The sequence below is a fragment of the Niveispirillum sp. genome (assembly GCF_017996735.1).
Taxonomy (GTDB): domain Bacteria; phylum Pseudomonadota; class Alphaproteobacteria; order Azospirillales; family Azospirillaceae; genus Niveispirillum.
Window position 1 is genome coordinate 39,763 of sequence record NZ_JAGOGJ010000027.1, and the last position, 23,497, is coordinate 63,259.

Annotated in this window: 23 protein-coding genes and 1 tRNA gene; 8 read left to right on the forward strand and 16 right to left on the reverse strand. The window is 65.5% G+C overall.

The features are described from left to right. Nucleotides 1-62 precede the first annotated feature (62 nt). The 5 genes from prfB to KBA48_RS11115 all read right to left on the reverse strand — a co-directional run bounded on the left by prfB (nucleotide 63) and on the right by KBA48_RS11115 (nucleotide 3,858). Nucleotides 63-1,185, reverse strand: a protein-coding gene (gene prfB, locus KBA48_RS11095; protein WP_292906215.1) for a peptide chain release factor 2 whose coding sequence is annotated in 2 segments (ribosomal slippage) — nucleotides 63-1,115 and nucleotides 1,117-1,185 — 1,122 coding nt in all. Because the reading frame shifts where the segments join, the coding sequence is not laid out codon by codon here. Nucleotides 1,186-1,344: 159 nt separating this feature from the next. Next, nucleotides 1,345-2,001: an OmpW family protein gene (locus tag KBA48_RS11100; RefSeq protein WP_292906217.1), complete on the reverse strand. Its 657-nt coding sequence runs from the start codon at nucleotides 1,999-2,001 to the stop codon at nucleotides 1,345-1,347. Between the two features lie 260 nt (nucleotides 2,002-2,261). Continuing rightward, the gene (locus KBA48_RS11105; protein WP_292906219.1) at nucleotides 2,262-2,585 is read right to left on the reverse strand and encodes a hypothetical protein; all 324 of its coding nucleotides are present in this window, start codon (nucleotides 2,583-2,585) and stop codon (nucleotides 2,262-2,264) included. A 138-nt stretch (nucleotides 2,586-2,723) separates the two neighbouring features. Beyond that, nucleotides 2,724-3,248, reverse strand: coding sequence for a hypothetical protein (locus KBA48_RS11110; protein WP_292906221.1), 525 nt, complete (start codon nucleotides 3,246-3,248; stop codon nucleotides 2,724-2,726). Beyond that, nucleotides 3,238-3,858 (reverse strand): response regulator transcription factor, encoded by a 621-nt coding sequence (locus KBA48_RS11115; protein WP_292906223.1) that lies wholly within the window; start codon nucleotides 3,856-3,858, stop codon nucleotides 3,238-3,240. Before KBA48_RS11115 ends, KBA48_RS11110 begins: the two co-directional genes overlap by 11 nt. A 500-nt stretch (nucleotides 3,859-4,358) precedes the next feature. Between KBA48_RS11115 and rho the strand changes: the two genes are divergently transcribed. From rho to KBA48_RS11130, 3 genes are all read left to right on the forward strand, one after another. Beyond that, on the forward strand, nucleotides 4,359-5,627 hold the full coding sequence (gene rho, locus KBA48_RS11120; RefSeq protein ID WP_292906225.1) for a transcription termination factor Rho: 1,269 nt from the start codon (nucleotides 4,359-4,361) through the stop codon (nucleotides 5,625-5,627). 368 nt (nucleotides 5,628-5,995) lie between these two features. After that, entirely contained in the window at nucleotides 5,996-6,199 is a 204-nt protein-coding gene (locus tag KBA48_RS11125; protein WP_292906227.1) for a hypothetical protein, read from the forward strand. Between the two features lie 100 nt (nucleotides 6,200-6,299). Further along, nucleotides 6,300-8,099: a M3 family oligoendopeptidase gene (locus KBA48_RS11130; protein ID WP_292906229.1), complete on the forward strand. Its 1,800-nt coding sequence runs from the start codon at nucleotides 6,300-6,302 to the stop codon at nucleotides 8,097-8,099. Between the two features lie 119 nt (nucleotides 8,100-8,218). Here the strand turns inward: KBA48_RS11130 and KBA48_RS11135 are convergent, their stop codons facing one another. From KBA48_RS11135 to KBA48_RS11165, 7 genes are all read right to left on the reverse strand, one after another. Further along, nucleotides 8,219-9,256: a serine hydrolase gene (locus KBA48_RS11135; RefSeq protein WP_292906231.1), complete on the reverse strand. Its 1,038-nt coding sequence runs from the start codon at nucleotides 9,254-9,256 to the stop codon at nucleotides 8,219-8,221. Between the two features lie 60 nt (nucleotides 9,257-9,316). Continuing rightward, nucleotides 9,317-10,726: a DegQ family serine endoprotease gene (locus tag KBA48_RS11140; protein WP_292906233.1), complete on the reverse strand. Its 1,410-nt coding sequence runs from the start codon at nucleotides 10,724-10,726 to the stop codon at nucleotides 9,317-9,319. A gap of 31 nt (nucleotides 10,727-10,757) precedes the next feature. Then, nucleotides 10,758-11,018, reverse strand: coding sequence for a hypothetical protein (locus KBA48_RS11145; RefSeq protein ID WP_292906235.1), 261 nt, complete (start codon nucleotides 11,016-11,018; stop codon nucleotides 10,758-10,760). 199 nt (nucleotides 11,019-11,217) lie between these two features. Beyond that, on the reverse strand, nucleotides 11,218-12,420 hold the full coding sequence (locus KBA48_RS11150; protein ID WP_292906237.1) for an NAD(P)/FAD-dependent oxidoreductase: 1,203 nt from the start codon (nucleotides 12,418-12,420) through the stop codon (nucleotides 11,218-11,220). 31 nt (nucleotides 12,421-12,451) lie between these two features. Continuing rightward, the gene (locus KBA48_RS11155; protein ID WP_292906239.1) at nucleotides 12,452-13,873 is read right to left on the reverse strand and encodes a pentapeptide repeat-containing protein; all 1,422 of its coding nucleotides are present in this window, start codon (nucleotides 13,871-13,873) and stop codon (nucleotides 12,452-12,454) included. Between the two features lie 128 nt (nucleotides 13,874-14,001). Next, on the reverse strand, nucleotides 14,002-14,421 hold the full coding sequence (arfB, locus tag KBA48_RS11160; protein ID WP_292906241.1) for an alternative ribosome rescue aminoacyl-tRNA hydrolase ArfB: 420 nt from the start codon (nucleotides 14,419-14,421) through the stop codon (nucleotides 14,002-14,004). A 53-nt stretch (nucleotides 14,422-14,474) separates the two neighbouring features. Further along, nucleotides 14,475-14,903 carry a hypothetical protein gene (locus tag KBA48_RS11165; RefSeq protein WP_292906243.1) on the reverse strand — a complete coding sequence of 143 codons (429 nt, stop codon included), beginning with the start codon at nucleotides 14,901-14,903 and terminating at the stop codon, nucleotides 14,475-14,477. Between the two features lie 483 nt (nucleotides 14,904-15,386). Here KBA48_RS11165 and KBA48_RS11170 point away from each other — a divergent pair, with 483 nt between their 5' ends. Both KBA48_RS11170 and KBA48_RS11175 read left to right on the forward strand, forming a co-directional pair. Continuing rightward, nucleotides 15,387-16,640, forward strand: coding sequence for a type III PLP-dependent enzyme (locus KBA48_RS11170; RefSeq protein WP_292906245.1), 1,254 nt, complete (start codon nucleotides 15,387-15,389; stop codon nucleotides 16,638-16,640). A 422-nt stretch (nucleotides 16,641-17,062) separates the two neighbouring features. Next, nucleotides 17,063-18,490 carry a homospermidine synthase gene (locus KBA48_RS11175; RefSeq protein ID WP_292906247.1) on the forward strand — a complete coding sequence of 476 codons (1,428 nt, stop codon included), beginning with the start codon at nucleotides 17,063-17,065 and terminating at the stop codon, nucleotides 18,488-18,490. A 263-nt stretch (nucleotides 18,491-18,753) separates the two neighbouring features. On the opposite strand, the gene KBA48_RS11180 is transcribed toward KBA48_RS11175, so the two are convergent. The 3 genes from KBA48_RS11180 to KBA48_RS11190 form a co-directional block, all read right to left on the reverse strand. Continuing rightward, nucleotides 18,754-18,844: transfer RNA gene (locus KBA48_RS11180), tRNA-Ser, on the reverse strand. Nucleotides 18,845-18,905: 61 nt separating this feature from the next. After that, nucleotides 18,906-19,496 (reverse strand): DUF4269 domain-containing protein, encoded by a 591-nt coding sequence (locus KBA48_RS11185; RefSeq protein ID WP_292906249.1) that lies wholly within the window; start codon nucleotides 19,494-19,496, stop codon nucleotides 18,906-18,908. After that, nucleotides 19,489-20,184, reverse strand: a complete 696-nt coding sequence (locus KBA48_RS11190) for a YggS family pyridoxal phosphate-dependent enzyme (protein ID WP_292906251.1) — start codon at nucleotides 20,182-20,184, stop codon at nucleotides 19,489-19,491. Before KBA48_RS11190 ends, KBA48_RS11185 begins: the two co-directional genes overlap by 8 nt. 144 nt (nucleotides 20,185-20,328) lie before the next feature. Between KBA48_RS11190 and KBA48_RS11195 the strand changes: the two genes are divergently transcribed. After that, nucleotides 20,329-21,342: a porin gene (locus tag KBA48_RS11195; protein WP_292906253.1), complete on the forward strand. Its 1,014-nt coding sequence runs from the start codon at nucleotides 20,329-20,331 to the stop codon at nucleotides 21,340-21,342. On the opposite strand, the gene KBA48_RS11200 is transcribed toward KBA48_RS11195, so the two are convergent. Continuing rightward, nucleotides 21,339-21,956: a LysE/ArgO family amino acid transporter gene (locus tag KBA48_RS11200; protein ID WP_292906255.1), complete on the reverse strand. Its 618-nt coding sequence runs from the start codon at nucleotides 21,954-21,956 to the stop codon at nucleotides 21,339-21,341. The genes KBA48_RS11195 and KBA48_RS11200 overlap by 4 nt on opposite strands. 103 nt (nucleotides 21,957-22,059) lie before the next feature. Here KBA48_RS11200 and KBA48_RS11205 point away from each other — a divergent pair, with 103 nt between their 5' ends. After that, nucleotides 22,060-22,971: a LysR family transcriptional regulator ArgP gene (locus KBA48_RS11205; protein ID WP_292906257.1), complete on the forward strand. Its 912-nt coding sequence runs from the start codon at nucleotides 22,060-22,062 to the stop codon at nucleotides 22,969-22,971. 71 nt (nucleotides 22,972-23,042) lie between these two features. Further along, the coding region (locus KBA48_RS11210) for a hypothetical protein (RefSeq protein ID WP_292906259.1) at nucleotides 23,043-23,497 on the forward strand (455 nt) is incomplete at its 3' end.

Here is a 23,497-nt window from a genome sequence, read left to right on the forward strand (position 1 = left end):
CCCGGCAACAGAATGTTGCCGGGCCTTGTCACAAAGTATCGGTTTTGACGAAGAGGTCGGGATCAACCGGCCTGCTGGTCGCCATGGCCGTTGAGACGCTGGGCCAGTGCCGCCTGCAGGAACCGGTCGAGATCGCCGTTCAGCACGCCGCCACTGTCGGACGTTTCGACATTGGTGCGCAGATCCTTCACCATCTGATAGGGCTGCAGCACGTAGGAACGGATCTGGTGACCCCAGCCGATATCGGTCTTGGTGGCTTCCAGGGCGTTGGCCGCTTCCTCGCGCTTGCGCAGCTCCATCTCATAGATGCGGGCGCGCAGCATGTCCCAGGCCTTGGCCCGGTTCTTGTGCTGGCTGCGCTCCTGCTGGCACGACACCACGATCCCCGTGGGGATGTGGGTGAAACGTACCGCCGAGTCGGTCTTGTTCACGTGCTGCCCACCGGCACCCGATGCGCGGAACGTGTCGACCTTCACATCCTTCTCGTTGATCTCGACATTGATCTTGTCGTCGATCACCGGCGTCACGGAGACGGAGGAGAAGGAGGTGTGGCGGCGGGCCTGGCTGTCGAACGGGCTGATACGCACCAGACGATGCACGCCCGACTCCGACTTCAGCCAGCCATAGGCGTTATGGCCCTTGATCTGGATGGTGGCGGACTTGATGCCGGCTTCTTCGCCGTTGGTCTCGTCCAGCAATTCGACCTTGTAGTCGTGCTGTTCGGCCCAGCGGGTATACATGCGCAGCAGGATCAGGGCCCAGTCCTGGGCCTCTGTGCCGCCGGCACCGGCATTCACTTCCAGGAAGGCGTCATTGGCGTCCGCCTCACCGGAAAGCAGGCTTTCCAGTTCCATCGTGGCGGCGCGGTCCTTCAGGGCGAAGATGGCCTTTTCGGCGTCGGCGATCATGTCTTGATCGCCTTCCATCTCCGCCATTTCCAGAAGTTCCAGATTGTCCTTCAGGTCGCGCTCAAGCTGCCGCGTACCGTTCAGGCCGGATTCAAGCTGGTTCTTCTCCCGCAGCAGCTTCTGCGCCCGCTCGCTGTCGTTCCACAGGTTCGGGTCTTCGGTCAGGGCGGTCAGTTCGTCGAGGCGGAAAAGGGATTTCTCCCAGTCAAAGATGCCTCCTCAGCAGGCCCAAGGACTGTTCAACAGCCTCGGTCACCGCTTGGATTTCGGCGCGCATGTGCGTGCTCCCGATCTACAAGGGCGGGCCGTCCCGGAAATGGTCCGGGGGCGGCCACGTTGGAAAGGGGCTTATGTACCCCCGGACGGTGCCCGAGGCCAAGTCCCTTCCCGACATGGCCGCCCCCGGTTGATGGGGACGGCTGATGCCAGCGTCCGATCAGAAGCGATAGCCGACGCCGACGCCGAAGATCCACGGATCGATATCGACCTTGGCGTTAACCGGGCTGGCCAGACCGGCATTGACCTTCACGTCCGTGTCCAGCCAGATCTTCTTGACGTCGAAATTCAGCGACCACTTGTCGTTCAGGGCGACGTCAACACCGGCCTGCGCGGCCAGACCGAAGGCGTTGTCGTAGGAGATGCCCTTGGCGGCACCCGGATCATCGCCGTAGAAAATCGTGTAATTCACGCCGGCGCCGACATAGGGGCTGATCTTGCCCTTGGGGTTGAAGTGATACTGCAAGGTGACCGTCGGCGGCAGCAGCCAGACATCGCCCAGATCGACCGAGGCGCCCAGCGGCGAGCCCTTGGCCGCCACATGGTGGTGCGTCGTGCCCAGGATCAGCTCTGCGGCCAGATTGTCGGTGAAGAAGTAGCTGAAATCCAGTTCCGGAACGGTGGAGCTGTCGACAGAGGCCTTGCCGGCAATCGCCGTGGTCCCGAGCTTCAGGTTGCTGCTTTCATCCGGCTGAACATAGATGACGCGGCCACGGACCAGCAGGTCACCGGCGGCCTTTTCGGCGTGGGCCGGCACAGCAACGGCGGCACCAATCGTCAACGCGGCGGCAAGCGCCGGCACAGCGAACTTTTTCATGGACAAGGCTCCTATATCATGTGCCGGGCGAATATTTCCCCCGACTTCCGGACGCTGTTTTCATGCGTCGTTTACAGGATTGACTTATAGGATGCCGGTTCGATTGCTTCCCTGACTTGGATCAATTCGAATAAATCCTCTCCCGGCATTATCCGAATGGCAGGTCTGCCATTGTCGCGTGCCGGCGCGCACGGTCCCACCCGTCGTGGATCACGCAACGCAAGCCGGGGCGCGGGCAGGGAGAGGGCGGGGAGAGGGTGTCAGGAGCGCTTTTTGTCCACGGGCGTGGCGTCGGCCGCGCGACGGGTGCGTTGCCAGGCGTCAAGGGTGCGGCGCAGATTGGCGGCGGCTTCGCGTTGCAAGGCGGTGCGTCCGGCGGCCGGGCTGTTGAACGCGGCCTCCAGTTCCTCCTGTTCGGCCAGGCAGGCCTCATAGGAAAGAAGGGCGTCGCGGTCGCTGTCGATCTTGTCCGCCTGCCCGCTATGGATGCCGCCATCGATGCGCGGCAGGATGCAGGTGCCCGCGAGGGCGGGACCGGCCAGAAGAAGGGCTGTCAACGGAGCGAACCAGAATTTCAGGGACATGCGGACACCGGCCAGAGACTTGATGCGGGGCCAACCCGGCCAGGCACAGTCTCAGCCTCGCATGAAATTTCCGGTTCGGACAGGGTGTAGTTCACACCAAAGGGATATGGGCGACATCGGCGCCCATGCTGAAAAATCTCAGTCGCCGCCCGGTCGGGCACCCGCGGCGCGCAGGGCCAGCGCCAGCGCGGCGGGGGTGATCTCCGCCGTGCGGGGAATGATCTCCAGCCCCGCTGCCGCTTCGGCCAGGCCGGCATGGTCGGCCGGTCCAGGCTGGTCGGCGAGGATGACATCCCACGCCCCCGGCGCCTTGCGCAGCACCTGCACGGCGCGGCCGGGCGTAGGGACCAGCGTCACCTCACACCCATAAGTGTCCAGTTCCAGGATCAGCGGATCGGCATCGGCCGCCCCGGACACCATCAGGACACGAACAGCTACGACGCGCGGGGAAGAGGGAAGCCGTTCGGCGAGGGCCATGGCCTGCCGTCCGGCATCCTGAATACGTCGCGCGAAGTCACGCTGCGGCCCGTCGGGCAAATCGGCCTCCAGGAAGGAGGCGAAGCCCAGCAGGGCGTTCAGCGCATTGACCAGATCATGGCGAAGGCCGCGTGGCAGGCCATTGCCATCCACCTCGCCCGTCCCCCGGGGCCGCTCAGCGGGCAAGGCCCAACTCCACGGCGCGCATGGCGGCCTGGGTACGGTTCTTGGCGCCCAGCTTGCGGCACAGGCCACGGATATGCAGCTTCACCGTCACCTCCTCCAGATCCAGGGCGCGGGCGATCTCCTTGTTGGACTGGCCCTTCAGCAGGAAATCCAGCACCTCCCGCTCGCGCCGGGTGAAGGTGCTGTTGAGCGCGTTGCCATCGGTCGCCATCGCGCTTTCCGGCAGATTGTCGGGCATGAAGGTTTCGCCCGCCGCCATGCGCTGCACGGCCTGCAACAGGATGCTGCCCGGCAATGTCTTCGGCAGGAAGCCGACAGCGCCATGGGCCATGGCCAGCCTTATATCCTCGTTCTTCGCCTCACCCGACATCAGGGCGATCCTGAGTGACGGATAGCGTTCACGCAGGCGTACAAGCCCGTTCAGCCCGTTCATGCCGGGCATCCGCAGGTCCAGCAGCAGGATGTCGAAGGGCTGGCCATCGTCCAGGACCTTCAACGCCTCGCTGACCGTGCCGACACCTTGCACGAAAGTCCCGGGGGCTTCCCGCTCAAAATGCGAACGCAGAGCGTCACGCAACAGGTCATGGTCGTCGGCGATGAGCAGGCGCATGGTTTTTGCCCAAGGTGATCGGAAACCATTCATATATTACAGCAACGCGCGATTGCGCATAGCCCTCTGTTTGGTTCCTGGCCGGAATGTGTGTCTGCGACGGCTTGGCAGGGGGCGCGCTCTCTTTTGTTTTGACTTGGATGAAATGCTGGGCTAACCATGCGAGAAGGTGACGAGGTGATGCCGTTCGCCAGGATGTTCTGATGCATCCCGCCTTATTCCACATCGCCGTCCGGCGCGCGGGAGCAGGGTGACAGAAGACGGTTCTCCAGACCGGATTCGAATACGGCCATCGCCTGGACCGGTCTTTCCGGACTGTTCTGACACCGCTTCCTCCCCCTTCCTTCAGGTCAGTCCGTCGCGAAGCCATTACCCGCCGGCCCCGTTCCGATTCCCAATCCGGACAGTCGGCCGTGATCCCGCCCCAATCGGGGCGCATCCCTGGGGGTGTCGCCCCCGTCCCCGCAACCGGCCGTATGGCCGACCGACAGCCAGATCCGATGAATCTCCAGGAACTCAAGGCCAAAACCCCCGCCGAACTGCTCGCCTTCGCCGAAGAGCTGCAGATCGAGAATGCCGGCACCCTGCGCAAGCAGGACATGATGTTCGCCATCCTGAAGCAGCTTGCCGACAATGACGTGCCGATCTATGGCGAAGGCGTGCTGGAGGTGCTGCCCGACGGGTTCGGCTTCCTGCGCAGCCCGGAAGCCAACTATCTGCCCGGCCCCGACGATATCTATATCTCCCCGTCCCAGGTGAAGCGCTTCGGCCTGCGCACCGGCGACACGGTGGAAGGACAGATCCGGGCGCCCAAGGATGGGGAGCGCTATTTTGCGCTGCTGAAGGTCAACACGATCAATTTCGACCATCCGGACAAGGTGCGCCACCGCATCAATTTCGACAACCTGACCCCGCTTTACCCGGACGAACGGCTGAAGCTGGAAGTGGAGGTCGATAATTCCGGCAAGGGCCGCAAGGACATGACCACCCGTGTCATCGACCTTGTCGCCCCCCTGGGCAAGGGCCAGCGCGCCCTGATCGTGGCGCCGCCGCGCACCGGTAAGACGGTGATGCTGCAGAACATCGCCCATTCCATCGCCACCAATCACCCAGAAGTCTATCTGATCGTCCTGCTGATCGATGAACGTCCGGAAGAAGTGACCGACATGGCCCGCTCTGTACGGGGCGAGGTCGTGTCCTCCACCTTCGACGAACCCGCCACCCGCCATGTGCAGGTGACGGAGATGGTGCTGGAAAAGGCCAAGCGTCTGGTGGAGCACAAGCGCGACGTTGTCATCCTGCTGGACAGCATCACCCGCCTGGGCCGTGCCTATAACACCGTCGTTCCCTCGTCGGGCAAGGTGCTGACCGGTGGTGTGGACGCCAACGCGTTGCAGCGCCCCAAGCGCTTCTTCGGTGCCGCCCGCAATATCGAGGAAGGTGGGTCGCTGACCATCATCGCGACCGCCCTGATCGATACCGGCAGCCGCATGGACGAGGTGATCTTCGAAGAGTTCAAGGGCACCGGTAACAGCGAAATCGTTCTGGACCGCAAGCTGTCCGACAAGCGCATCTTCCCCGCACTCGACATCCAGAAGTCGGGCACGCGCAAGGAAGACCTGCTGGTCGACAAGGGGGCGATGGCCAAGATGTGGATCCTGCGCCGTATCCTGAACCCGATGGGTCCGCAGGACGCGGTCGAGTTCCTGATCGACAAGCTGAAACAGTCGAAGACCAATAACGATTTCTTCGACAGCATGAACCAGTAATACCGGGGTCGAAACTTTTGACCCCTGGTATCCGCGCCGACGGGCGCGGCGGCGACCCATGCCGCCGAAGCCGATAAGTTCCGATGGGTCGGAACTTATCGGCACTGGTATAAGGACCGCTGGTCCCGGGTTTGGAAAAGGCCGCTGCCGGGCAACCGGGGCGGCCTTTTTCTTATGGCCTGTGCCTTATGGAATAGACGATTTCATAGGCCGGGTGACCGCCATCACGGCGGGCCGCAACGCAAATGGATAGGGTGGGCGAAATTGATCACGGCGCCATTGAAATGTCATGGAACCGGCGCATGATCAGATCGTTGCCTCGTGGAACCGCGTATGCAGGCCCCCAAGGCCCGGACAGGAGGACGCCCATGGAAAACAATGACTTGATACTTGATGAAGCCCTGCTTGGTGAAGCCAGCCTGGGTGAGCTTCTCTCCGATCCCATCGCCGTGCTGCTGATGGATCGTGACGGCGTGGTGGCGGAGGACGTGTTGCGCATCGTCCGCCTGACCGCCGTCCGCATCGCCAGCAACGATTGCGGTTCGGCTGCCGCCGCCGTATCGGCGGCCTGATATTTCGCGGCCCCGATCGGGCGGGTATATCCCGTCCGATTGAACTGCCGCCGCCCCCGTGCCATATGCAGTCGGAAGATTGCAAAGCCGGAGGCGTATTGTGCCCGACAGCCTGAACCATGCCGACCTTGGCGAACTGCCCGCCTGGGATCTGTCCGACCTTTATGCCGGTCCCGACTGTCCGGCATTGGCGGGTGACCTGACCAGGGCAGAGGACGATGCCGCCGCCTTTGCCGAACGGTATCAGGGCAAGCTGGCGGGCTTGAGCGGCGCGGAACTGGCCCAGGCCATCGCCCTTTATGAAAAGCTGGACGAGGTTCTGTCGAAGGTCATGTCCTTCGCCGGCCTGCTCTATGCCTCCAACATGGCGGATCCCGCGATCGGGCGGTTCTATCAGGGGATGAGCGAGCGGGTGACGGGCATTTCCGTCCACCTGCTGTTCTTCACGCTGGAGATCAACCGGCTGGAGGATGCGGCCCTGGATGCCAAGATGGCCAATCCGGATCTCGCCGCCTATCGCCCTTTCCTGCGCGATACCCGTATCTTCCGCCCGCATCAGCTTTCCGACGATCTGGAAAAGCTGCTGCATGAGAAATATGTGGTGGGCCGCGCCTCCTGGACGCGCCTGTTCGACGAACATCTGGCGGACCTGCGTTTCCCCATCCGGGGGGAGGATTTGACCTCGGCCCAGGCGCTGAACCTGCTTTCCTCCACCGACCCGGCCGTGCGCAAGGAAGCGGCGCAGGTGCTGGGCGAGGTGCTGGGGAAGAACCAGCGCACCTTCGCCCACATCATGAATACCCTGATCAAGGACAAGGAGATCGAGGATCGCTGGCGCAACTACGCCAACCCCTGGTCGTCCCGCAACCTGGCCAATCAGGTGGAAGACGAGGTGGTGGATGCGCTGCTATCGTCGGTCCGGGCCGCCTATCCGCGCCTGTCCCACCGCTATTATGCGCTGAAGGCCAAATGGTTCGGGCAGGAAACGCTGGATTACTGGGACCGAAACGCCCCGCTGCCGGGCGATGATGATCGCAAGATTCCGTGGGTGGAGGCCAAGCGCATCGTGCGCGATGCCTATGCAAGGTTCAGCCCGCGCATGGCGGAGATCGGCCAGCATTTCTTCGACAATCCCTGGATCGACGTGCCGTCCCGTCCCGGCAAGAATCCCGGCGCCTTCGCCCACCCCGTGGTGCCGTCGGCGCATCCTTACCTGCTGCTGAACTATATGGGCCGCACGCGCGATGTGATGACGCTGGCGCATGAGTTGGGCCATGGCGTGCATCAATATCTGTGCCGCGAGCAGGGGCATTTGCAGGCCTCCACCCCCCTGACCCTGGCCGAGACCGCGTCGGTGTTCGGGGAGATGCTGACCTTCCGCGGCCTGCTGGACGCCACCACCGACCCGAAGAAGCGCAAGGCGCTGCTGGCTGGCAAGGTGGAGGACATGATCAACACCGTCGTGCGCCAGATCGCCTTCTACCAGTTCGAGCGCAAGCTGCACACCGAACGGCGGGATGGGGAACTGTCGGCGGAGCGCATCGCCGATATCTGGATGGAAGTACAGACGGAGAGCCTGGGTCCCGCCTTCCGCTGGGAAGACAGCTACCGGCCCTACTGGACCTATATCGGCCACTTCGTCCATTCGCCCTTCTATGTCTATGCCTACGCCTTCGGCGACTGTCTGGTGAACAGCCTCTATGCGGCCTATCAGGAGGCGGCGGCCAGGGGGCAGGGGGCGGAGTTCGCGGACAAATACATGGAAATGCTGTCGGCGGCGGGCACGCTCCACCATACCGACCTGCTGGCCCCGTTCGGCCTGAACCTGAAGGACCCGTCCTTCTGGAACAAGGGTCTGGGCCTGCTGGACAGCTTCATTACCGAACTGGAAAGCCTGTAATAACAAGGGTCATGGCCCATGACCCTTGGAGGCCGCCGCATGGCGGCGCCGGGCGTTTCAGGGCGCGTGCACATACCAAGAGCCATGCTCCGTGGCTCTGGTATTAGGCAAGGGCGGGTTTATCCGCCCTCTGCCGCCTGGGTCAGGGCGCGGACGATGGATCGCCAGTCGTCCGCCACCGTGGGCAGGCGCGATTTCACCATCAGCAGGATGGCAAGGTCGCGTGTCCGGTCGATGCGCGGCAAGGTGCCGAAGGCGCCGGGGCTGGAAATGATGGGGCAGGAACCGTCGGGCAAGAGCGATTCGCACCACAGGCCGATGCCATAGCCCTTCATCATTTCCGCCGCTTCCGGCTGTTCCTTGCGGTTGGCCCCGCCGATCCGGTCGCGTTCCATCACGGGGAAGATGTCGGCCGGCAGGATGCGGCGCCCATCGCTGGACAGGCCCTGTGAGGCGATCAGCAGCAGAATGCGTTCATAATCGTCGGGCGTCGCGATCAGGCCGCCGGCCACGCCCCATTTGTCGCCCCAGCGGCAGGCGGGCGACAGGCCCAGCGGATCGGCGATCAGGCGGCGGAACAGGCTGTTCCAGTCCGCCCCGCCCGCCTGTTCGGCCAGATAGGCGGCCACCTGCATCGACACGCCGGCATAGGCGAAGACCTGTCCCGGCTGCCCGATCAGGTCCATTTCCGCCAGCCCGCGTGCCGCCGCCGCCGGGGTGGGATAGCGCCGGTCCTGCCGCACCGGCCCGATGGCAGGCAGGGCGGAGGTGTGGCTCATCAGTTGGGCGAGCGTGATGCCGGCGGCGGGACCCGTGGCGATCAACCCGGCCTGCCCCAGGGTCAGGTCCAGACGCAACCGGCCCTGCGCCACCAGGGCCATGATCACCAGGCCCGCCACCCATTTGCTGGCCGAGGCCACGGGAATGGCCGTGCCCGGCCCGATATCCCCGAAATAGCCGCGATACAGCACCCGTCCCCGGTGATGGGCGATGGCGGCCACCCCGTCCAGCCGGTGGCGGCGGATGGCCGCCTGGATCAGGCCTGTCACCGACGGCAGGTCGGGCGATGAGGGGTCAACGACCGTCGCCCCCGCCGGCCAGAGCGGCAGCAGGGGGGCGGTGGCAATCAAGGACAGGATCAGGCGGCGGCTATGCATCGTGGCGCATCCGAAAGGCGGGTACCCTTCCTGATACGGGGCAGAGGCGCCAACCCTGTCTCAGCCACCGACAGTGGTGGTCAGGGTCTGGTCCCCGCGCCGGACGGCGATGGTCCAGCGGCGCACCTGACCGGCCAGGGCCGCATCCAGATCGCCCACGCGGCGGATATCGGCATTGTTGACCGACAGGACGACGTCACCCGGCCGCAGGCCCAGCGACGCGGCGGGCGACCCGCGCCCGACCTCCAGCACCACCACACCGCTGTCGGCCCCGTCGAAGCGCAGTTCTTCCACCAGCGCCGGGTTCAGGTTGGCGACCTTGGCCCCCGTCAGGGGCGTGCGGCCGGCCAGGGTGGTCTCATTGCGCGGCGGGTCCTCCGGCGGGCCGATCAGGCGCAGGGGCAGCGTCTGCTCCCGCCCGCCGCGCAGCACCGTGATGCTGGTATTGCCGCCCACGCCCAGCGTGGCCACGCGATAGCGCATGCTGTCCGGGTCGTCCACGGCCTTGCCATTGACGGCGGTGACCACGTCACCGACCTTCAGCCCCGCCTGATCCGCCGGCCCGCCCTTGCGCACCTGATTGATCAGCACACCCGCTGGGCGCGGCAGCCCCATGGAGGAGGCGATATCGCTGGTTACGGCCTGACCACCGGCGCCGATCCAGGGGCGCACCAGCTTGCCGCCATTGCGGACCGCATCGACCACGGTGCGCACCATGTTGGCGGGGATGGCGAAACCGATGCCGATGGACCCGCCCGACCGGCTGTAGATCGCGGTGTTGATGCCGACCAGACGCCCATCCATGCCGATCAGCGCCCCGCCGGAATTGCCGGGATTGATGGCGGCATCGGTCTGGATGAAGAAATTATAGTCCGAGATGCCGACGGCGGTGCGCGCCACGGCCGACACGATACCGCTGGTCACCGTCTGGCCCACGCCGAACGGGTTGCCGATGGCCAGGACCAGATCGCCCACCTCCAGATCGTCGCTGTCATGCATCTGCAGGACGGGCAGCTTCTCCTTGCCCGGATCAATGCGCAGCACGGCAAGATCGACCTGTTCGTCGGTGGTGATCAGCTTGGCGGCGAATTCGCGCCGGTCGGCCAGGACCACGGTGATCTCGTCACTGTCCTTGATCACATGGGCATTGGTGACGATCAGCCCGTCGGACGCCAGGATCACGCCGGAGCCCAGGCTGCTTTCCACCCGTTCGCGCGGGATGCCGGACAGGGCGTCCCCAAAGAAGCGCTGGAACAGCGGGTCCTGCAGCAGCGGCGAAATCCGCTGCTGCACCCGCCGCTTGGTGTAGATGTTCACCACGGCGGGGCCGGCCTGTTTCACCAGCGGCGCGAACGACATCGCGATGTCGGCGCGGCTGGCCGGCACAGTCTGGGCCAGCGCCGTGGGCAGCGGGGTCAGCAAGGCGGCGGCCAGCGTCAGGGCTACCAGACGGGGGGCGATGGCGTTCATCTTCATATCCGGGGGGTGAACGGGACAGGGATCAGCAACGGGCCTGACAGCTTTGAAGTTCGGCCTTGCAGGTGGCCCCCATGCCGTAATCGGTGCGCCCGACCTGGGAGGTGTTGCCCGGGCTGGCCGACTGCTGGTCCATGCAGATATTGTTGTCGCGATTGCACTGCGCCATGCAGGCCCGGCGCGGGTCCAGGCCCTCACGCGATTCGCGTTGGGCGGGGGCGGCCATGCAACCGGCAAGGCTGGCCAAGGCCAGCAGGGATGCGGCGACGCGGGCGACATTCTTCATGATCGGGCTTCCGAAAGGGGACCTGGCCTGCATCCTAGGCCGATCGGCGAAGGGCGCAACAGGGTTGGTTGTCGCGGACGAAGATGGCGGCCGTTGGGCGATACCAGAATCAATAAGAAGTATAAGTTTACGCAATTTCTCCTAAATAAAGATCGGTATTCTGTCAGAAACGAAAACGGCGACCCGGACGAAGACAGGTTCAAGCTGCCATGCCGGCCGCGTGCCCGCTGGACCAGGCCCACTGGAAATTGTACCCGCCCAGCCAGCCGGTGACGTCCACCGCCTCCCCCACCACAAAAAGGCCGGGGATCTTTTTCGCTTCCATGGTCTTGGACGACAGTTCCGCCGTATCCACCCCGCCCAGCGTCACCTCCGCGGTACGGTAGCCCTCTGTCCCGTCCGGATGCACCGTCCAGGCGTGCAGGGCAGCGGCGACCGTCATCAGGTCGGCATCCTTGATATCGGCCACGGGCCGGTTGACCAGCGGGGCAGGACCGATCAGCGCCACCTCGAACAGTCGCTCGGCAAAGCGGCGCGGCAGAATCTCGCCCAGGATGGTTTTCAGTTCCGCCTTGTGCCGGGTCCGCTTCAGCCCTTTCAGATGCTCGGCCAGGGGCTGGTCGGGCGACAGGTCGATGCGCACCCCCTGGCCTTCACGCCAGTAGGAGGAGATTTGCAGGATCGACGGGCCCGACAGGCCGCGATGGGTGATCAGCAGCGCCTCCCGGAACCGCCCCTTGCCGCAGGAAACCGCGCCTTCCAGCGGCACGCCCGACAAATCCTTCAGCTTTTCCAGATCGGCCGGTGCGAAGGTCAGCGGCACCAGGGCCGGGCGAGGCTCCACAATGTTGAGGTCCCATTTCCGGGCCAGACGGAAGGCGAAGTCGGTCGCCCCCATCTTGGGGATCGACGGGCCGCCGGTGGCCAGGATGAAGCTGTCGGACGTAAAGCTGCCGTGGCTGGTGGTGACGCGGAACCCGCCGCCTTCCACCGCTGTCACGTCATCGATGCGGCATGCTGTGCGGATGGCCACGCCGGCATCGGCGCATTCATCCAGCAGCATGCCCAGGATGCGGCCCGCGCCGTCATCACAGAACAGTTGGCCCAGCTTCTTTTCGTGCCAGCCGATGCCGTGCCGGTCGACCAGGGCGATAAAATCATGCTGCGTGTGCCGCTTCAGGGCGGAGATGGCGAAATGCGGATTGGCCGACAGATACCGGTCGGGCTTCGTCTCCAGATTGGTGAAGTTGCAGCGCCCGCCGCCGGAGATCAGGATCTTTTTCCCCACCTTCTCCGCATGGTCCAGCACCAGCACGCGCCGTCCGCGCCGCCCGGCAAAGATGGCGGCATAGAGCCCGGCGGCCCCGCCCCCGGTGATGATGATGTCGTGATGTGTGCTCATGGTGGTGCGTTACCAGGGAACGCGCATCCGATCAATCATCCCCTTCCAGATCATCCAGATCGGGCAGGCCCTTGGCGTTGGTCAGCTTGCATTTGGCGAAGTCGACGCCGCGCAGGTCGGCATTGGTCAGGTTGGCGTCGGTCAGGTCGGCGCCCTTGATGCTGACATTGCGGATCTGGGCCTGTCGCAGATCGGCCCCGGACAGGTTTGCCCCCGTCAGGTCGGCACCGACCAGGATGGCCTTGCCCAGGCGCGCGCGCTCCAGATTGGTTTGCCAGTCATGCCCCTGGATATTGATGGGCGAGGCCAGCACCCCCGTCATGTCGGCCCCCACCAGCATGGACCGGATCAGCCGGGCCCCGCGCATATTGGCGTTGCGGATATTGGCCCCGCGCAGATCGGCCGATGACAGGTCGGCCATCAGCAGGGCGGAGCGCGACAGGTTGGCGTTGCGCAGCACGGCCCCGCGAAAGATGCCCGCCGACAAGGTCATGCGCGACAGGTCCATGCCCGTCAGATCCTTGCCCGACAGGTCCAGTTGCCGCCCCTGCGTGCCATTGGTTTCGATCCATTTGGCGTGGGCCGTCAGCATGTCGGCCAGGCTTTCCTCCATGCCGGCCAACTGCTCGATGGTCTTCACATCCTCCATATTGGCCAGGGTCAGGTCGACCCCGTCCAGGATGGCGCCGATCAGATTGGCGCCCTTCAGGTTGGCATGGCGCAGGATGGCCCCGGTCATGATGGCGCCTTCCAGATTGGCGCCTTCCAGATTGGCCTCCGTCAGGTCGCAACTGGTCAGGTCACATCCCGTCAGGTTGCTGTCCGACAGGTTGGCCTTGCACAGGATGGACCCGCGCAGATCGGCATCGCGCAGGTCGGTCTGCATCACAAAGCTGTCGGACAGCCGCGCCCTGGACAGGGTGGCGCGCATGATCACGGCCTTGGACAGGTCGGCCTCCGCGCTGGACTGCACCGATACCAGCTCGCCATTGCGGGCCAGCGCCAGGGTGCCGTTGCGGAAATCGGCGGATGTCAGGTTGCAACTGATCATGACGGCCCCGCGCAGGATGGCGCCCCGCATGTCGGCCGCGGTCAGGTCGGCATGCATCAGGTCGGCTTCCGCCAGATCGGCCGCGTAGAAATTGGTCATGCGCAGGTCGGCGCCGCGCAGCAGGGTATTATGCAGCTTGGCCCCGGTGAAATCGGCCGAGGCCAGCACCGAACCCGACAGGTCCAGATTCGACAATTCACACAGCTTGAAATGCGCCCGCACACCGGTGACGCGCTGTTCCACGAAGGCCTGATGCTGCTTCAGCATCACGTCGATTTCGTTCTGCGTGATCTTGTTGCGATAGACGCCCAGACGGTCATCCAGCAGCGAGGGCGATTTCTGAATCGCCACGCGGCTGAGATCGACGCTGGAGGAACCGCCGGTGCGGGTGAATTTCGACATCGGACCCAAGGCCTGGAAACAATGCCGGAAACTCTCCGGCCCTTGTAAACGCATTAAGACACGCACTGGTTATAACGCAAAGAGGTAATGCGAACGGTCAGGGCCCTGTCGCGCGAAGATCACACGGGCTAATCCATATCGACCTTGCCGCGCATCTTCTTGACGCCCGACCGGGTGGTTTTTGCATCCAGCCGGCGGGTCTTGGATGCCAGGGTGGGCCGCGTGGGCCGGCGCGGCGCCTGCCGTTCCGCCGCTTTGGCCAGAATCTCCACCAGCCTGGCCTTGGCATCCTCCCGGTTGCGTTCCTGGCTGCGATGGGCCTGGGCCACCAGCACCAGCACCCCGTCCGCCGTCAGCTTGCGCCCCGCCACACCGCGCACCCGCTGCTTCAACCAGTCGGGCAGGGTGGGGGAGTTGGCGACGTCGAAACGCAGTTGCACCGCCGTTTCCACCTTGTTGACATTCTGCCCGCCCGGCCCGCCGGCGCGCAGGAAGCTTTCCTGAAGCTCCTCCTCGTCGATGGCGATATAGGGGGTGATGGGGATCATGGTTCCGGTTCCGCTGGCCTGTCCACGCCAACAACAGGAAACGGCGCCCTCCGTCAAGGGCCGGGCGGGGTCGTGGGCTTGCGCTCGGGAACGGGGGACGATTGCGCCGGCGTCGGCGCCCCCTTCTTCCGCCCATGGGTGATGCGCGGTTCCGGCGGATCGATGCGCGGCGCATCGGGGCCGACGGCACTGCCTGGCGGCGGCGCGGGCGGGGACGGGTCCTGCAACGCCCGCTGTGCCCGTTCGGCATCCAGCCGCAAGATATCGGCATCCCGTTGCCGCATCGGGTCGGCGTCGGGCCGCAGCGACATGTCGGCCCCGCCGCGCAGGATGTCCGCCTGCGCCCGGCCGCGTTCAGCGTCCAGCGGGCTGGGGCTGGCGGGCAGGCCGGGCAGACCCGGCGGCGGCGACAGAAGCGGGTTCTCCTGCGCCCCGGACGGGGGGCACAGCAGGAACAGGGCGGCCAGTGCCGGAAGGATCATCGCCTTTGTCATGGGGACCATATGGGCACCAGGGCCGCATCCGCACAGGGGTGGTGCCAGCCATGCGACCCGCACTGCAACAAGCCCTTGCATGAACGGCGGTTCGCATGGATAAGCTGATCCCACGACGCACCCGCACGTGCCCCTGGCCCTTTGTGCCATGCAACGACGTCAGGCGTCCTTTTTGGCAGCACCGGTCAACCGTGGGCCGGTACCCCGAGAGGGATAGTCACATGAACGCCGTTTCCCGCCGCGAAGGCATGGTCCGGTAAGGACCCCGCTGGTTCGCTTCGTCCGTTGACGCTTTGAGGTCTTTTGCGACCCGGCAATCACGACGCGGCACCAGATCCCGATATTCCCGCACATGTCGGCCGGCCGGTCCGTACCGCCCGCCGCCATCATTCCATATTTCCGCCCTGTTCCGCGCCCATTGATCGGCGAGGCTGGGTGGCATGGGGTATTGTCCCCTGGAGGGTTCATTTCATGGCCCAGGTCCGTTTTCGCACCGCCGTTGCCCCCCTGCGCCGCGCCTCTGTCCGCCCGGCCGGTCCCGCCCTGCCCAGCGTCGACCGGATGGTGGCACGGCTGGAACCGGCGGAACCCATGCATTGCATCCGCCCCGCCACCCTGCGCGCTACTGCCGGCCGCTTCCTGGACCTGTTCGGCCATGCCACGGGCGGGATGGGCGATGTGCTGTATGCCGTGAAGTGCAATCCCGACCCTGCCTTTCTGCGTGCCCTGTATCATGGCGGCATCCGGCATTTCGACTGTGCGTCCCCGGCCGAAATCCGCGTGGTGCGGCAGATGTTTGCCGACGCCCATATCCACTACATGCATCCGGTGAAGAACCGCGCCGCCATCGCCAAGGCCTATGCCGATCATGGCGTGCGCGACTTCTCGCTGGACAGCCTGGAGGAACTGGAAAAGATCCTGGCGGTCACGGGCCATGCAGGCGACCTGGGCCTGTTCGTCCGCCTCGCCATGCCCAAGGGCAAGGCCGCCTATGATCTGTCGGGCAAGTTCGGGGCCGGGTTCGATGATGCGGTCGCCCTGCTGCGCCGTGCCCGCGCGGTCGGCGCGCGCGTTGGCCTGTGCTTCCATGTTGGCAGCCAGATGCTGGAACCCGCCGCCTATGGCCGTGCGCTGGAACTGGCGGGCCGGGTGATCGATGCGGCGGGCGTGGCCGTCGATGTGCTGGATATCGGCGGCGGCTTCCCCGTTGCCTATCCGGACATGGACCCGCCCGACCTGACGCTGTACATGGACGAGATCGCGCGCGGCCTGGCCGCCCTGAACCTGCCCGCCGGCACCCGCATCTGGTGCGAGCCGGGCCGCGCCCTGGTGGCGGCCGGCGGGTCGGTCGTGGTGCAGGTGGAACGCCGCCGGGGCAGTGATGAGCTGTTCATCAATGACGGCGTCTATGGCAGCCTGTCGGACGCGGGCGTGCCCGGCTTCCTGTTCCCCTGCCGCCTGATCCGCCGCTCCGACGCGCCCCTGGTGCCGTTCAGCTTCTGGGGTCCCACCTGTGACAGTGCGGACCGCATGAAAGGTCCCTTCCTGCTGCCCGCCGATATGCGCGAAGGCGACTGGATCGAGATCGGGCAACTGGGGGCCTATGGCGCCACCCTGCGCACGGAATTCAACGGCTTCGATCAGGCGCATCTGGTGGAAGTGTGCGATGGCCCGCTGCTGGAAACCGCTGGTCATGCGGTCGCCGCATCGGTATGCGCGGCGTGACACCGCGCGGTTCGCGCAACAGGGAGTATAATGTGAAATGACCCGAGAATAATGGCATCGCATGCGGAACGATCACGGCACCCGCAGAGCCCGGGGCCAAGATCATATGGGTTAATATCCAGATGGGACGGCCCCGGAAAAAGCTGATCTGCGTTCCTTTCGCCGATCAGCGCCGGGGTGTTACACGATTATTTCACACGGAAGCCGTTGCACCGACCACGGGCCGGGTGATAGTTCGACAAGCATCATCTTCACTAATCGCAACGCTTGATATAGCATTGTGACAATTCCAAACCGGGCACGGTCCCATCCTGTTGGACGGGGCCGCGCCTTTCTGTTGTCCTGCATCACGTCTGAAGCACGTCAACCCCACAGCCATGAGGCTCCCATAGGCGGGTAATAGCCCCGGAGAACCCACGAAAATGACCCAATATCAGAAGCATTGTGCCCTTCCCGGGCGTCTTGTGATGGTTGGATTCGGCAGCATTGGCCAAGGTGTGCTGCCCCTGATTCTGCGGCATATCGAAGTTGACCGGCAGAACATCACCATCATTACGGCGGACGAGCGCGGCCACGGTGAGGCTGACTATTTCGGCATCAAGTTCGTCAAGGAACCGCTGACCCGGCAGAATTACCGGGCCATGCTGGAACCCCTGCTCTCCAAGGGTGATTTCCTCCTGAACCTGTCGGTGGATGTCTCGTCCACGGCGCTGGTGGAACTGTGCGCGGAACGCGGCGCGCTCTATCTGGACACCTGTATCGAACCCTGGCCCGGCGGTTACACCGACCCCAGCCTGTCGCCCTCCATGCGCTCCAACTATGCGTTGCGCGAAACGGCGCTGGACCTGCGGTCCAAGCTGGGGTCCAAGGCCCCGACGGCGGTGCTGACCCATGGCGCCAATCCGGGCCTTGTCTCCCACTTCGTGAAGCAGGCGCTGCTGAACATCGCGGAGGATACGGGCCGCGACGTGGCCGACGTGCCGGCGGGGCGCGCGGCCTGGGCGGCGCTGGCCCATGAACTGGGCGTGAAGGTGATCCATATCGCCGAACGCGACACCCAGGTCTCCTCCATCCCCAAGAAGCGGGGGGAGTTCGTCAATACCTGGTCCATCGACGGCTTCATCTCCGAGGGCTGCCAGCCGGCGGAAATGGGCTGGGGCACGCATGAGGCGACGTTCCCGCCCGACGGTATCCGTCATGATTTCGGCTGTCAGGCCGGCATCATCCTGAACCGGCCGGGCGTAACGCAGCGCGTGCGCACCTGGACCCCGATGGAAGGCCCCTTCCACGGCTTCCTGATCACGCATAGCGAGGCGCTGTCGATTCCCGACTACCTGACGGTGCGGGACGAGGCGGGCAACGCCATCTATCGCCCCACCTGCCACTATGCCTATCATCCCTGCGACGACGCGGTGAAATCGATCCACGAATTCGCCGGCAAGAACTTCGTGCAGCAGGAGACCCAGCGCCTGATGATGAAGGAAATCATCGACGGGGTGGACGAACTGGGCGTGCTGCTGGCCGGCCATGAAAAGGGTGCCTACTGGTTCGGCTCCCAACTCACCTGTTCGGAGGCCCGCCAGTTGGTGGAATTCAACAGCGCCACCAGCCTGCAGGTCACGGTCGCCGCCCTGTCCGGCATGGTCTGGGCCATCGAGAATCCGGATCGCGGCATTGTCGAGGCCGACGACATGGATTTCCAGCGCTGCCTGGATATCTGCATGCCCTATCTGGGGCCGGTGGTCGGTGCCTACACCGACTGGACCCCGCTGGACGGCCGCAACAAGCTGTTCGTGGAGGACGTGGACACGTCCGACCCCTGGCAGTTCAAGAATATCCGGGTGGTGTAACGCCAAGCCATACGATCCCCCTCTGCCGGTGAAACGCCGGCAGAGGGGGAGTGGCCGGAAAGGCAGCGGCTGAAATCACCGCGTCGCATGCCCGGGGAACACCCGGATGCCATCGCCGACATTACAAGACATGAAGAAGTCGTCACGGCGTCTGGCGTTCCACGCCAAGTGGCCGCTGCCGGGCGCCCTGTGACCAACGACTAAAACCGATCGAGCGGCAGCCGCTTTATTTTGAGAAACCATTCATTCCCGTATCGGGAAAATGGCGGAGGGGATGAGATTCGAACTCACGATACGCTTTTGACGTATACCCGCTTTCCAGGCGAGCGCCTTCAACCACTCGGCCACCCCTCCGCACTGGATGGGCGCGGAACATAATGAGGTCGGATCGATCCCGCAAGCCTTTTAATCACCCTCATTTCGGCATGGCCGACCGGCGTTGCGACAGCAGGTCGGACAGGGCGCTGTCCGCCAGGGGTTCCAGGGCCAGCAGAGCCTGATAGGGATCGCCGGGCAGGGCCAGCAGCCGGGCGAAGGCGGGTTCGGTCTTGATGCCGGCCTGTTTCAGGGCACGGATAGCGGGGCGCAGGGACGGGTCCAGGGCCAGCAGCCGCGCCTCCACCAGCATATGGCGCCAGCCCATCTGCCGAGTCACGGGCAGGGCCTGCACAAAAATCTCCACGGGCAGACCGTCCAGCGTGAAGCCGGCGACCAGGGCCGGGCCGTCGGCCGCGCTGGCCCGGCGGTGGGCATAGCCGGGGTAATGGCCGAAGGCGGCATCCAGAATTGGGGCCAGGGAAAACGGGTCGTCCGCCTGGACCAGGATGTCCAGGTCGGACCCTTCGACGGCGATGTCGATGGGGAAGGTGCCGGCCAGACCCGTATCGTGCCCGGCCAGCCGGTCAAAGGGACGATGGCGCGACAGGGTGGCGAAGGCGCGGCGCTGGTCGGCGCTGCCATCAGCCAGGAAGGACCAGTCGCGGAAGTCGGGCTGCTTCTCAGCCATGGGCGGCCGGTTTGATCCGTTCGCCGAAAATGGCGGTACCGACGCGCACGAAGGTGGCGCCCGTGCGCACGGCCTGTTCGTAATCCCCGCTCATGCCCATCGACACCTCCGTCAGCCCGTGCTGTTCCGCCAGATCGCGCAGCAGGGCAAAATGCGGGGCCGGGTCCTGATCGGCGGGGGGAATACACATCAGCCCGTCGATGGTCAGGCCGTGCATGTCGCGACATTCGGCCAGAAAGGCGGGCAGGTCGGCGGGCGCGATGCCGGCCTTCTGCGGCTCGTCCCCCACATTCACCTCCACGAACAGGCGGGGCAGCCGCCCGCGCTTGCGCCCCTCCTCCGCCAGGGCGGCGGCCAGCTTCGGGCGGTCCAGGGTCTGGATCACGTCGAACAGGGCGACGGCTTCCTTCACCTTGTTGGTCTGCAAAGGGCCGATCAGGTGCAGTTCGATATCGGGATAGCGTTCGCGCGCCGCCGGGAATTTGGCCTTGGCCTCCTGCACCCGGTTCTCCCCGAACAGGCGGTGGCCGGCGGCAAGCGCCGCTTCCAGCTTTTCCACCGGCTGCACCTTGGACACGGCGATCAGGCGGGCGGCGCCGGCGGGCCTTCCGGCCTCCGCTGCGGCCCGGTCGATGCGGGTCTTGATCTCGGCCAGGTTGTCGGCCACATCGTTGGCGGGGTCGGTCATCGTCTCTGCCCTGGGTTGGGGAACCGGCATTGGTCGGGGGCACGGGCCATTGGCCTTGTTTTCGCCCCACGCAGCACGTAAAGCCGTTCCTGTCCGCCCCGTCAATCCCGTGGCCCCCTGCCACCCTGTTCCAAGGATGCGATCTTGGCCCGCCTGTTGTCCCGCCTGTCCGCCGCCGCCGCCCTGCTGGCCGCCCTGCCCGCCGCCGGTGAGACGGTGGAATTCGACTGGCGCGGGGTGGGGCAGGGGGCGGTGGTGCGGTCGGGCGACGGGCACGACCTGTTCGGCGCCTATGCCGTCACGGGGGAGGGCACGCTGACCACCGACAGCGGGCTGGGCCTGTCGCTGACGGCGACGCTGGGATCGGGTGACTACCAGAAAAGCCTGGACCGGCCCGGCCGCAACGACCAACTGACCGCGAACGAGATTTTCCTGACCGTCAATTCCGCCTGGGGCCGTCTGCGCCTTGGTGACGAGGATGGGGCAGCCAAGCGGGCCATCGACATGCTGCCCCTGCTGTCGGGCGGGCAGATGGATGGGTTGTGGACGGGCATCGCGCCGACGGCCCCACCCATCGACCATCTGGGCCGCGACAGCGACGACGCCACCAAGATCCTGTATGAGACGCCGCGCGTCATGGGCCTGCGCCTGGGCGTGTCCTATGCGCCCAAGCGCGACAGTCTGGTGGAGGATATCGCGCGGGAGACGCCAGGCGCCCTGGACCGCGATCTGTGGGAGGTGGGGCTGAATTATCAGGGCGACTGGAACGCCTTCTCCTATGAACTGGCCGCCGGTTATGTGAAGGCCGACAGCCGCAACCCGCTGCTGGGCGACACGGAAAGCCTGAAACTGGCCGGTTTGCTGCTTTATGGCGGCTTTTCCGGCGGCGTGGTCTATGTCGATGATGGCGATAGCGGGCGGTTGAAGGGCGACGATGCCACCAGCACCACCCTGATGGCCGCCTACGAGAATGGGCCCTATGGCGCGGCCTTGTGGTGGCAGGGAGTCGATCTGGATATCAGCCGCGATTACGACGCCTATGGCGCCGGCCTGTCGTGGCGCATCCTGGATGAAACCAGCCTGAGCCTGGATGCGGTGAGATATGATGGCGGGCGGCGCGGCTGGGTCGGCACGCTGGGGGTCGAGGCGCGGTTTTAAGCCCCCTGGATCAGCAGCCCCAGGCCCAGCGCCGCCATGGTGACGGCAATGACTGCATCCAGCGCCTGCCAGATGCCGGGTCGTGCAAAAAGCGGGCGCAGCAGGCGTGCGCCATGGCCCAGGGCCAGGAAGAAGCTGAAGGAAGCGGCGATGGCACCGGCCGCGAACAGGTGCCGCCCCTCCCCATGGCCCGCCGCCACCGACCCGATCAGCAGCACCGTATCCAGATAGACATGCGGGTTCAGCCAGGTGAGCGCCAGACAGGTGGCCAGCGTCGCGGCCAGCCCCGGCCCACCCGCCGCCGCCGGTGACAGCGTAGCGCCCGGCCGCAGGGCCGACCGCAGGGCGCGGACCGCATAGGCCAGCAGGAAGGCGGCCCCGGCATAGCGCATGACCGGCACGATGGCGGGCAGGGCTGCCTGCACCCGCGCCAGCCCCTCCACCCCCGCCAGGATCAGCAGCGCGTCGGAAAAAGCACAGGTCAGCGTGACGGCCCAGACATGGTCACCCCGCAAACCCTGGCGCAGGACAAAGGCGTTCTGCGCCCCGATGGCGACGATCAGGCTGAGACCCAGGAGATAGCCGGGAAGGACATGGGCAAGCAGGGCGGACATGGCGGATGGACCGGGCAGGCAGTGACGGACACCTTCGCCTATCATCCCCAGCGGATTTAGCGTAGATAATGTTCCTAATCCTAATTGAGCGCTGCTGAACTGTATGCTGGACTATGCCCTGTTGGAGGCGCTGGCCGCCGTCATCCGCACCGGCGGATTCGACCGCGCGGCGCGGCACCTGAACCTGACACCGTCTGCCATCTCGCAACGGGTGAAGCTGCTGGAGGAACGCATGGGCACGGCCCTGGTGGTGCGGGGACAGCCCTGTACCGCCACGCGGGCCGGCCTGCGCCTGTGCCAGCATGCCGAGCAGGTGGCGCTGCTGGAAAGCGAGTTGCCGGGGGCGCTGCCGGGGCTGGACCCGTCGGCGGTGCCGGTGCCGCTGCGCATCGCGGTCAATGCCGACAGTCTGGCCACATGGTTCATCACCGCCATGGCGGCCCCGCCCCACTGCCTGTTCGATCTGGTGCTGGATGATCAGGACCATAGCGCCGACTGGCTGCGCCGGGGAGAGGTGGTGGCGGCGGTGACGGCGGGTGGCGGCACCGTGCCGGGATGCGACAGCCATCCGCTTGGCGTGCTGCGCTATGTGGCCACCGCCAGCCCGGATTTCATCGACCGGCATTTCCCGGCGGGTGTCGATGCGGCGTCCCTGTCCCGCGCGCCCTGCCTGACCTTCAACGCCAAGGACGGGTTGCAGGCCGCATGGCTGCGCCGGGCCGTGGGGGAGGGGGGAGCGGTGCCTACCCCGCCCACCCATTGGCTGCCCTCCTCCCAGGCTTTTGTCGATGCGGCCCTGGCGGGGATCGGCTGGGGCATGAATCCGCTGCTGCTGGCCGCCCCGCATCTGGCGGCGGGGCGGCTGGTGGCGCTGCTGCCGGGCACCGAACTGGACGTGCCGCTGGTCTGGCAGCGCAGCCGTCTGGCCAGCGCCACCCTGGCCGACCTGACCCGCGCCGTCCGCCGCGCAGCCGGCGATCATCTCTTGCCTTTCGTGCCTTCCGGATCAGGTTGACTCTTGCGCGACGCTTGCTTTACCGCCACCCTGCCAGGGCTGGGGCCGGCGAAGGGGATTCGGTGGCCATCATGAATGACGCTTTCACCCTTGATCCCGTGGAAAGGCGTGGTGACCTGCGCCATCCGCGGCTGTGTCTTCTCTACGATGCCTGGGTTGCGACCACTGCACCCGGCCATTCCCTGCCGGACATCGACAGGTTGCTGCCGGCCGCACAGGCCGTGCTGGGCGACGATCTCTGGTGCCTGGACATTGTGGGATGGGGCGGGCGGCCGGATTTTGTCGGCCGTTATTTCGGCCGCAACACCATCATCAATTACGAGATGGACCCCACCGGCCGCCGGATCAGCGAATTTGCGCGCCAGCCGGTTTTTGCCCGCATCATGCGGGTGCTGGGGTCCGTCGCGGCCAGCGGTCGGCCCATGCGCTTTGTGGCCGAACAGTCGGTGATGTCGGACGGGCGGTTGCTGGAGGTGGAGGCGCTGGCCCTGCCCGTGGCCAAGGCGGGGGACGGCCTGTCCTGCGT